Annotated in this window: 7 protein-coding genes and 1 pseudogene; 3 read left to right on the forward strand and 5 right to left on the reverse strand. The window is 59.2% G+C overall.

The genetic code is table 11. The features are described from left to right. The 3 genes and pseudogenes from QMK32_RS24735 to QMK32_RS24745 form a co-directional block, all read right to left on the reverse strand. Positions 1–710, reverse strand: a pseudogene (locus tag QMK32_RS24735) (hypothetical protein); the annotation flags it as partial. Between the two features lie 169 nt (positions 711–879). Further along, entirely contained in the window at positions 880–1,221 is a 342-nt protein-coding gene (locus QMK32_RS24740; protein ID WP_283478203.1) for a helix-turn-helix domain-containing protein, read from the reverse strand. After that, on the reverse strand, positions 1,211–2,341 hold the full coding sequence (locus QMK32_RS24745; protein ID WP_283478205.1) for a tyrosine-type recombinase/integrase: 1,131 nt from the start codon (positions 2,339–2,341) through the stop codon (positions 1,211–1,213). The genes QMK32_RS24740 and QMK32_RS24745 overlap by 11 nt, the downstream gene beginning before the upstream one ends. Positions 2,342–3,049: 708 nt before the next feature. Between QMK32_RS24745 and QMK32_RS24750 the strand changes: the two genes are divergently transcribed. After that, positions 3,050–3,451, forward strand: coding sequence for a DUF7144 family membrane protein (locus QMK32_RS24750; protein WP_283478207.1), 402 nt, complete (start codon positions 3,050–3,052; stop codon positions 3,449–3,451). 184 nt (positions 3,452–3,635) lie between these two features. Continuing rightward, entirely contained in the window at positions 3,636–6,002 is a 2,367-nt protein-coding gene (locus tag QMK32_RS24755) for an arylsulfatase (RefSeq protein ID WP_283478208.1), read from the forward strand. A gap of 70 nt (positions 6,003–6,072) precedes the next feature. Here the strand turns inward: QMK32_RS24755 and QMK32_RS24760 are convergent, their stop codons facing one another. Next, positions 6,073–6,957: a polysaccharide deacetylase family protein gene (locus QMK32_RS24760; RefSeq protein ID WP_283478210.1), complete on the reverse strand. Its 885-nt coding sequence runs from the start codon at positions 6,955–6,957 to the stop codon at positions 6,073–6,075. 121 nt (positions 6,958–7,078) lie between these two features. Between QMK32_RS24760 and QMK32_RS24765 the strand changes: the two genes are divergently transcribed. Further along, positions 7,079–8,542: a DUF2252 domain-containing protein gene (locus QMK32_RS24765; RefSeq protein ID WP_502943761.1), complete on the forward strand. Its 1,464-nt coding sequence runs from the start codon at positions 7,079–7,081 to the stop codon at positions 8,540–8,542. Positions 8,543–8,569: 27 nt separating this feature from the next. On the opposite strand, the gene QMK32_RS24770 is transcribed toward QMK32_RS24765, so the two are convergent. Continuing rightward, on the reverse strand, positions 8,570–10,954 hold the full coding sequence (locus QMK32_RS24770; RefSeq protein ID WP_283478211.1) for an ATP-binding cassette domain-containing protein: 2,385 nt from the start codon (positions 10,952–10,954) through the stop codon (positions 8,570–8,572). Positions 10,955–11,193: the final 239 nt, after the last annotated feature.

An 11,193-nucleotide genomic window follows, 5' to 3' on the forward strand; every position in this document is an offset into this window, starting at 1 on the left:
TGGAGAAAGTTGCGTGCTGCCATACGGGTGGTGGTGCCAGTGGAGAAGTACTCGTCGACATGGGCCTGAGTCAGTGCGTCGACCGTGACGTGATAACTCTCGCTCAACCAGATCAAGAACTTCCCGGTTTCGGTAATTTCCTGCTTCGCGGTTCGAGTTGCGTTGTCCATGTTGCGAATTCGGTTCTCGCGGATGCGTCGAAGGTGGTGCCACCGAGCAAACTGTTCGAGGGCGGCGCGGACATCTGGGCGGTCTGAGAGTGTGTCGAGCCGCTCCTCGAGCCACGCCTCGAACCGTGCAAGCCGTGGATCACCGCGGCCGGGCAGGATGTGCAATTGCACCAGCATTTCGCGAAGGTGTTCGACGTGTCGGCCAGGGGGTAACGTATCGAAAGCGCTGTGCGAGAGCATCAGCTCGCGATCGCCGATCTTCTGCAGCAGCTCAGCAGCCGATTTGCCTCGCATCCAGGTCACGATGCTCTCCGGCCGCGATACGTTCGCCAGTTCGGTAACGAGCCGTTTGAGTCGGAGGTCCGGGGGATCGTATGGTCGGAGGGTCGTGGTGAGGTCGTCGGTGACGACGCATCGTGCGCAATGTCCAGCGCGTAGACGCTCGGCTTCGCGGCTGCAGTTCGTGCAGTCGAGGGCAGTGGTGATGCCTGCGCATTCACGGCAGATCGGCTGTCCCGCGGGTGACAGCCCGGGAGTCATTCGGTCGATACCGCACAGTGCGCAGCGGCCGTAGGTTCGCACTGCGGCGGTGAAGCACGCACCGCAGAGCGACTCGTTGGGCCATCGGACCCGGTGCCGGGAAACAGCGATGGTGCAGCGATCGCACACCTTCGAGCCGCCGATTGTCCTGGGCCGCCCTCGTGGCCGGTCAGGCATCGCCGTCGGTGATTCGGGCTCTGACGGGCCGGTAAGCGTCCAGGAGCGGAACGTCCCTGGGGGAGTTCACTGCACGCTTGTCTCGTCGCCGGCTTGCATCTGTTGCGGTGTAGGTCACGAGGTCGCCGGCTTCGATGCCGAAGATGTCGCAGAGGGCAACGAGAACACTGAACGCGATGCGCTCGGGTTCCTGGCCGACAATCCTGTAGATCTGAGATTCGGACAGGGTGATTCCTCTGTCCCGCAACGGTTCTACGAGGTCACGGCTGTTCTTCATCCCTACGCGTGCCATATGTTCACGCACTCGCCAGCGATACTGTATTTCACGTTTCATCGTCTACCTTTCCTCTCGCACCATCTGTTTCACCGACGCTGCGACGCAGCGTGTTCGACAACACTTGCTCCAAATGGCGTGCCCGGTAGTCGGGGGAGGCGATCGTGTAGATCGAGGTCGTCGCTGCGTGTTCGTGGCCGAGCTGCATCTGCACGAAGCTCAAGTCGTATCCGTGCTCTGTCTGTAGATGAGTTGCATACGCGCGGCGCAACGAATGCAGATCGAGACCTGGCGGGAAACCGAGCTCGTCCACCAGGTTTCTCATCCGTTTCCACAGGTCTCTGCCGGCGACGGCACCTCCGCGGTCGGTGGGGAACAGGTCGGCGAGCGGTTGCCCGTAGCGGGGAAGTCCGTAACTCACCCAATGCTCGAGTGCCTCTGCAGCCCAGCTGAATACCGTCAGGACTGTGCGTTGTTTGGCGGGTGAACCGCGCATCGCTTTTCCGTGCCGGATCCGCAGCAGACCCCATTCGCCGAAACCGGGTGCGCGTGCGTTCCGTGAACAGTCGACCAGTTGCAGTTGCCGGCCTTCGCCTGCTCTCAGTCCCCACCCGTACAAGGTTTTGAATGCCACCGCATCCCGCCATGCGGCCAGCGCACCTTTGCGTCCCGAGTTGAGGATCCGTTCCGGCTCCAGATCTGCGAGGTCGAAGAACTGCTGCAGCTCGGTCATGGTGAACGGGCGCCGTTTGTCTCGGGTGTCGTTGGTCTGCACATGAGTGGCTTGGTTGAATTCGGTGATCACCTGCGAGAACACGGTCCCGAACAGTTTCCCGCAGTTCTCGTTCCACTCGTAGACGGGATTGGTGGCGTACACCAGGAACAGTCTGACATCGGACTGGTACGCCCGAATCGTGGCGTGGGAGAGATTGCGTACCCCGCGCAGATGAGCGAAGAACTCGTCGGCATCGTGTGGGGTCCACTGCCACGGTGGGGATCCCACGAAGTCGACCATGCGATGGATCAATTTGATTCGGCGGTCAGCGGTACCGGGACGGAAGTTCTGGCTGATCTGCGCGCGTCGCCAGCCAACGAGGACGTCGTCGAGGAAGGCTTCGGAGGATGAGGAACTATCGGTCGGGAGGTAAATCAGCCGACCACCAACGTCACGTCGGTTCACGTACGCATCCTTTCGCCAGTCTGCATATTCTGCACTCAGAGTGCGGCAAATGCAATGACTTTGGACGTAATGCCTGCTCAGACCGGATCGTCTGTCGATGGCCCATCTCTGTGATGCAGCGCCGAGATGCTGCCGCGGGACTCGTACGAGGATGGTATCCATGCAGCTCAGAGGCATATGGGCGTACCGCGAAGGCAGTTACAGGGAAGGGGGATATTCGCGCAGGATGCCGATAACCAATCTACTACTTGACATAATGTTGATTATCGGCAAAATGGGTGGAGACGCAGGAATCCACGGCCGGCACGATGAACTCCTTATATCGTCATTCCCGGCTTCGAGCTGCGTCGACCAGTCGCCCGTGTGCGCGATTCGAATCGCGCACACGCGAAATGCGCGCATAGAGAGATTGCCTGCCGTGCTCGATGCATGCCATCCGTATGTCACCAATGCCGATGCCGCACGGATGGCATGGTCCATGTCCAGTATCGTCGAAGCTCCCGAACGCCACTTCGGAGTCCATCCCCTCTCGGCGGACATCTCCCCAAGCCTCAAATCGTCACAGTGACGATTCAACCGGTTGCGATGACCCGACCGTCTTGAACATCTAGATGCTGCGGTGATTCATCCGCAGTGGGTGAGCATTTTCGGCCCAGGACGGCTCACACTCGAATTTGACAACCGCTGCTGCGAGGATAGAGGAACGTGATGACTACTGAATACGATCGCCATCCGGTAAAACAAGGATTTGCAGCCGGAACAACGTTTGCCGCCGCAATCCTGCTACTTACTGTGTCGGTACTGACTGTGCTGCAGGGCATTTCGGCGATATCGAAAGACGAATTGTTTGTCGCCGGACCTGAGTACATCTACAAATTCGATCTCACGACCTGGGGTTGGATTGTCACGATTGTGGGTGTGCTCGGTGTGCTTATTGCAATCGGCATGTTCAGTGGAGCTATCTGGGCCCGAGTCAGCGCCATTGTGATCGCATCGCTATCGATCATTGCAAATTTTCTGTGGCTTCCGTACTACCCGTGGTGGTCAGTCCTGGTGATCGCGATCGACGTCGTCGTCATCTGGGCGGTCGCTTCTTGGCGAACTGACTGAAGCGGTTCGAGGGCAAAGAAAGTCAGCCCGAGGCGGGTATATCCCCGTCTCGGGCCGCAGGTGTGCACAGCTTTATGAGTCCCATTGGGGTCACCTATCCCCCACTGGCGAACCTGTGTACTGACTTCATCAATCGGATTGAACCATTCTCCAACCAGTCACTAAGCAGCACAAGGAGTCAGCTATGACGGACGAGTCATTTGCGCGTCGTGATTCGCTACCCATTCCCGATCGCCAGCACCTGGGATTGACAACCTACGACGCCAAGGATCCGGATACCAGCTTCCCACCGATCGAACCTCTATTGCCTCCGGACGGTGCGCCGAATATTTTGGTGATTCTTCTCGACGACGTTGGTTGCGGCGCCAGTAGTGCATTCGGTGGACCGTCGAATACGCCCACCGCAGAGCGTCTGCAGGGCGGGGGCCTGACCTACAATCGTTTCCACACCACTGCGCTGTGTGCTCCGACTCGGGCAGCACTACTCAGCGGTCGTAATCACCATTCGGTGGGAATGGGGATGATCACGGAGACCGCGACCTCTGCACCTGGCTCGTCCGGGATGCGCCCCAATACCAAAGCTTCGCTGCCGATGACCTTGAAGCTCAACGGTTACTCGACAGCGCAGTTCGGCAAGTGCCATGAGGTTCCGCCTTGGCAGACCTCACCAGTCGGACCGTTCGACGCCTGGCCGACCGGCGGAGGGGGGTTCGAATACTTTTACGGGTTCATCGGCGGTGAGAACAACCAGTACTATCCTGCGCTGTACGAAGGCACCAACCCTGTCGAGGCCGAGAAGACGCCGGAGGACGGGTACCACCTCACCGAGGACCTCGCCGACCGGGCAATCGATTGGATTCGTACGCAGAAGGCGCTTGCGCCCGAGAAGCCGTTTTTTGCATACTTTGCTCCGGGCGCTACACACGCACCTCACCACGTCCCGTCCGAGTGGGCCGACAAATATGCAGGCAAGTTTGCGGGCGGATGGGATGAACAGCGCGAAGCAATCATCGCTCGACAAAAGAAATTGGGCCTCGTTCCCGCGGACTCGGAACTGACCGCGCGTCCGGATGCAATTCCATCCTGGGACGAAATGAGCGACGAACTCAAGCCTGTGCTCGAACGTCAGATGGAAATCTATGCCGGGTTCCTCGAACACACCGACTACCACGTCGGCCGAGTAGTCGATGCAGTGGAATCCATTGGTGCACTGGATAACACACTGATCTACTACATCATCGGAGATAACGGCGCATCGGCCGAGGGCACAGTCGACGGTGCCTTCAACGAGATGGCAAATTTCAACGGTTTGGCAGCGATCGAGACACCGGAATTCATGGCGGAAATGAAGGACAGGCTCGGCGGTCCCGATTCCTACAACCACTACTCGGTCGGCTGGGCATGGGCGATGTGTACACCGTTCCAATGGACGAAACAAGTGGCCTCGCATTGGGGAGGCACCCGCAATGGCACCGTCGTGCATTGGCCCGCCGGCATCGCTGAAAAAGGCGAGATCCGCTCTCAGTTCACTCACGTCATCGACGTCGCACCCACCATTCTCGAGGCCGCAGGGATTCCACACCCCACATTTGTACAAGGAGTTCAGCAATCGCCTATCGAGGGCACCAGTATGGTGTACACCTTCGACTCGGCAGACGCACAAGAACGTCACGACCTGCAGTACTTCGAGATGGCGGGCAACCGCGGCATCTATTTCAAAGGGTGGAGTGCAGTAACCCGCCACAGCACACCTTGGCTACCGAACGAGGAATTGCCTGCGCTCGACGACGACGTCTGGGAACTCTACGATGGCAAAAACGATTGGACGCAGGCCAAAGATTTGGCGGGAGAGGATCCCGATCGACTGGCGAGCTTACAGAGGCTATGGCTGATCGAAGCCGTCAAGTACAACGTCCTACCGATCGACGATCGCCGCTTCGAGCGCTTGAATGCAACTCTGGCAGGGCGGCCCCAGTTGATCAAGGGCACCAAGCAGGTCTTGTTTGCGGGTATGAAGCGCCTCAGCGAGCACAGTGTTATCGATATCAAAAATCGCTCTTTCAGTGTGACGGCCTCGATCGAGACGCCATCAGACGGACCCACCGAGGGCGTGATCATCGCGCAGGGTGGCCGATTCGGGGGCTGGGCGCTCTACGTGAAGGACGGGTACGCATCCTTCGTCTACAACTTGCTCGGAATGACTGAATTCACCGCCACCGCAACAGAAGCGATCAGCCCGGGCAAGCACCAGATCCGCGCAGAGTTTGCCTACGACGGAGGCGGTCTCGCCAAGGGCGGCACCGTCACCGTCTTCTACGATGGTCGCGAAGTCGGTAACGGTCGGGTAGATCAGACACAGCCGATGGTTTTCTCCGCCGACGAAACGACCGATATCGGCGAGGACTACGGCATGCCGGTCAGCGTTGCGTACGCCGGCGCCAGCAAATTCAACGGCCGCATCGAGGTCGTGCAAATCGATGTCGGCGACGACGACCACTCGCACCTCATCGACCCCGCTGATGTCGCCCGAGTCGCACTATCGCGCCAGTAGCACCAGTCGTCATCTCGACACCCTGAACCTTGTCGCAACGGTTTCTCCACCGGTTCGACAAGGTTCAGGGTTATTTCGGAGGCATGACACTTCTGAAATGGTCAGCGATGTCACCTGCCGTGGTGAACCAGACGCCGTCGGCATTTGCCGTCATGTGTTCGAGGGCAGCGCGAAACCGCCGGAGTCGATACGGCTGGCCGGTCAGAAATGTGTGAATCGAGATGGCCAGCACCACGGACTGCTCGGCTGAATTGTCCTTGAGTTCTTCGAATGAATCGATGATTGTGCGCTCGAACTCGTCCGCTGCGCCGTGATGGTGAACGAATGCCGGTAGATCGTTGGCCTCGTGGGGATACGGAACGCTGAGCAGCGGACCGCCGCGGGTAGAAAGCCACACCGGTTGATCATCGATCGGCCAGTCGAGTGTGTAATCGAAACCACGCTCGGCAAGGAGGTCCTCGGTTACGCGACTCGGATTGGCTCCGGGACTCATCCACCCACGAGGCGGTATCCCTTCGAGGCGTTCGATCGTGCGATAGACCTCGTCGATGGTCTGGCGCTCGTCGGTCTCGTCCTGTTGGTTTGGTTGGACCGCGTTGGTTCGACCGTGGGCTACGAAGTCAGCGTCGAGTTCACGAAATGCGTCGAGCAACTCAGGTGCGTGATCGTATGTTTCGGTGTTGAGCAACAGGGTGGGCCGTATCCCGCTCCGCTCCAGAGTTTCTGCGATCCGGAATCCGCCTACACGGTTACCGTACTCACGCCACCCCCAGTTATAGGTGTTCGGTTGATCCATATCCGGGGTGTAGCCGAGGCCTGGGGGGCCGTCGTCATAGGGAAAGTGCTCGCAGTTGACAGCGACGTACACCGCAAGACGAGCACCACCTGGCCACTCGAACTGTGGACGATCGGTGATTGCCGAGTAATCGAAGCGTCGGTGTGAGGCGAGGGCCATCGGTTCATTATGCCCCGCTACGCCACTATGGGTTCTGAAGCAGAATCATCCTGGTCGGGTGATGCTGCCTGGACCGGAAAAGGACCATGCTCGAATGCCGAGGACAGCATCTCGGTCTCTGGTGAACTCGACACGCCTGAGCGATGCCACCGCACATGATGACGAAGGAGTGCCCGTGAGCACACGGTCAACGCCTAACCGGGCTCCCGCGATAGTCGATGCACCGTCACCCGAGCATTCGGGTTCAGGGCGTGCTGCGCGTGCCTTGGTATCGCGCCGGGAGCTTGGAAGTTGGAACTCGGCAACTCGCGGTCATGACCCTCTGCAGACAATACTGGCGCAGAGCGATATTCGAGCACCGGACCTCCTCCCGATCCGACATGGGCGAATGAGCCATTCTCCTTGGACGTACTACCGTGGGGCCGCGGCAGTGATGGCCGCCGACCTCGCCTCCACCGCAAATACCGGGATCATGGTCCAGATGTGCGGCGATGCGCACATCCTGAACTACGGTCTGTGGACCTCTCCCGAGCGAAATCTCCTCTTCGATCTGCGGGACTTCGACGAGACCCTACCCGGGCCGTTCGAGTGGGACCTCAAACGTTTTCTCGCGAGCGTCGTCGTGCTTGCGCGAGACAACGGCGTGCCGGAAAGGCTTGCACAAGAGTCGGTTCGAGCTGGGTACCGCAGCTATCGCAAGCACATGAAGACTTACGCAACGATGCCGCAGATCGACGTCTGGTACGACAAAGTCGGTGTCGACCAGTTGGTCGAGTATGCGACCACCGACGATGAGGGCGAAATGGATGCGCTCATCGAGAAGCGTGCCAAAAAGCGGACAGGCCGGGTGGCCTCGAAGAAGCTCACCACTCTGGTCGACGGCCACCGAGTGATCACCGAGGATCCCCCGTATCGAGTACACCGGCTCGGCGACGCGGCGGATCAAATCTTGCACGACGTGATGCGCAAGTATTACGACTCCATCCCCGACCATCTCGATAACCTGCTCACCCGTTACGACGTGGTCGACGCAGTACGCCAAGTCGTCGGCGTCGGAAGTGTCGGCATGCGGGTGTTCCTGACACTGCTCGAGGAACGGCGCACAAAAGACCCACTGCTACTGCAGATCAAACAGGCGGGCCCATCTGTCTACGAACAGTTCCTGGGCAAGAGCCAGTACGAAAACCACGGATCACGCGTGGTGCATGGTCAACGCATGATTCAGAGCGCTACCGACATGTTCGTGGGATGGACATCTTTTCAGGACGCGAATTTGAACCTCGATTTGGATTTCTACGTCAGGCAGTTCCGCGACGGCAAAGTAATCCCCAAAGGTGAGGTCGTCGCTCTTCGTCTTGCGCAATTTGCAGCAGCCTGCGGCAACGTCCTGGCGCGCGCTCATGCTCGTAGCGGTGACGCTGCAGCTATCGCCGACTATCTCGGCGGTGGCAGTAAGGTCGAGGAAGCGATGGTTGCGTTCGCAAGCGCCTATGCCGACCAAAACACAGCAGACCACGCTCAACTGGCCAAAGCCGTTGCTGATGGCTCCATCCCATCCGAGCGTGGCTGGCCTGATGTCCCCTGAGAACTGCTCAGCTTTTTCCGCTGTCGGTCAACTGCCGACGTATCGCGCCAGGTAGTCGCCGGTAAGTGTGGTTCGGTCGGCGACGAGATCTGCGGGCGTGCCTTCGAAAACGATCTTGCCGCCGTCGTGTCCGGCTCCCGGTCCGAGATCGATGATCCAGTCCGCATGCGTCATGACGGCCTGGTGATGTTCGATCACCACTATCGATTTACCGGAGTCGACGAGGCGATCGAGTAGGCCGAGAAATTGCTCGACGTCGGCAAGGTGGAGTCCGGTGGTCGGTTCGTCGAGTACGTAGATTCGGCCCTTCTCGCTCAGGTGGGTTGCGAGCTTGAGGCGCTGCCGTTCACCACCTGACAGTGTGGTCAGAGGCTGACCCAGCTTGATGTAACCGAGGCCGACGTCGCAGAGTCTGCTCAGTATCTTGTGTGCGGACAGTACCTTCGCATCGCCTTTGCCGAAGAAGTCCTCGGCTTCGGACACCGGCATTTCGAGAACTTCGCTGATATTTCGGCCACCGAAAAAATACTCCAGCACCGATGCCTGAAAACGCTTGCCCTCACACACTTCACATACTGTGGCAACCCCGGCCATTATTGCGAGATCACTGTAGATGACGCCCGCACCGTTGCAGTTCGGGCATGCACCGTCGGAGTTGGCGCTGAACAAAGCAGGCTTGACGCCGTTGGCTTTGGCAAACGCTTTTCGAATCGGATCGAGTAGCCCGGTATACGTAGCTGGATTACTGCGTCGGGATCCGCGAATCGCTCCCTGATCGACCGAGATGACGTCGTCCAGTCCGGACAGAGATCCGTGAATCAGCGAACTCTTGCCCGAACCGGCGACACCGGTGACGACGACGAGAACTCCGAGCGGCACATCGACGTCGACGTTCTTCAGGTTGTGGGACGTCGCACCGCGGATTTCCACAACCTCGGTAAAGGCCCGGACGGAGTCCTTCAGTGCTGCCCGGTCGTCGAAATGTCGGCCCGTGATGGTTCGACTTGCCCGCAGACCTTCGACCGTCCCTTCGAAACAGAGCTCTCCTCCCCCACTGCCGGCACCGGGACCGAGGTCGACGATGTGGTCACCGATCGTTATTGTTTCCGGCTTGTGCTCGACCACCAGCACCGTGTTGCCTTTGTCTCGCAGCCTCAGGAGGAGGTCGTTCATCCGAGCGATGTCGTGTGGATGTAGGCCGATCGTGGGCTCGTCGAAGACATAGGTGACGTCGGTGAGCGAGGAACCGAGGTGGCGAATCATCTTGGTGCGCTGAGCTTCACCACCGGACAATGTGCCGGATGGACGGTCCAGACTCAGGTATCCGAGCCCGATCTCGACGAACGAGTCGAGGATGCCGCTCAACGACGTCAGCAGCGGCGTGATCGTCGGTTCCTGCACATTACCGACCCACTCGGCGAGATCACTGATTTGCATCGCACAGATGTCGGCGATGTTCTTGCCCTTGATCTTCGACGACCGCGCAGCCTCGCTGAGCCTGGTGCCGTCGCAGTCTGGGCACGTTGCGAAGGTGATTGCGCGTTCCACGAAAGCACGAATGTGGGGTTGCATCGCGTCGACATCCTTGGCCAGAAACGACTTTCGAATCTGTGGGATCAGTCCCGTGTAGGTCAGGTTGATGCCTTCGACCTTGATTTTTGTCGGCTCCTTGTAGAGCAGATCGTTTATTTCTTTCTTGGTGTATTTGCTGATCGGTTTGTCCGGATCGAAGAGGCCGCAGCCGCGGTAGATGCGGCCGTACCAACCGTCCATGCTGTAGCCCGGCACGGTGATGGCGTTCTCGTTCAAGGACTTGGCTGCGTCGAACAGTGCGGACAGATCGAAATCCGATACCGAGCCTCGTCCCTCGCATCGGGGGCACATTCCCCCGGTGATGCTGAAACTGCGCCGTTCCTTCGTCTGTCGGCCTCCTCGTTCGATGGTGACCGCACCCGCCCCGGAGATCGAGGCGACGTTGAAGGAGTACGCCTGTGGCGAACCGATGTGTGGCTTGCCGAGTCTGCTGAAGAGGATACGAAGCATCGCGTTGGCGTCGGTGGCTGTGCCGACCGTCGATCGCGGATCGACACCCATTCGTTGTTGATCGACGATGATCGCCGTTGTCAGCCCGTCGAGTACATCGACGTCGGGCCGCGCGAGCGTGGGCATGAAGCCTTGGACGAAAGCGCTGTAGGTTTCGTTGATCATCCGCTGTGACTCCGCGGCAATGGTGTTGAATACCAACGAGCTTTTGCCCGAGCCGGACACACCGGTGAAGACGGTCAGCCTGCGTTTGGGTATATCGACGCTGATGTCTTTGAGATTGTTCACTCGGGCGCCCTGGACTCGAATCAGATCATGAGCATCGGCAGCATGCAGCCCAGGCGACTTCGCGTTTCTCTTCGTGGCCATGCGTTCGGTTCTCCATCTCTGGAACAGGTAGTTGTCGTCACAGTAGCTGCGGGTCGCGCTATCTCGCTTCTCGATTCCTGATCCATCTTCTCGGGAGGTCCCCGCGGGTTAACCTCGATCTTTCTTCCTGCTGATGTGGTGGCCTGATCGGTTCGAGATTGTCGTTTTCGGCTGCGTTCACGTCGATCGGGCGCGATGTGTCGGCCGATGTCGATCGGTTGAACGCTCGGTTCCACGGC

The sequence above is a fragment of the Rhodococcus sp. H29-C3 genome (assembly GCF_030063405.1).
Taxonomy (GTDB): domain Bacteria; phylum Actinomycetota; class Actinomycetes; order Mycobacteriales; family Mycobacteriaceae; genus Rhodococcoides.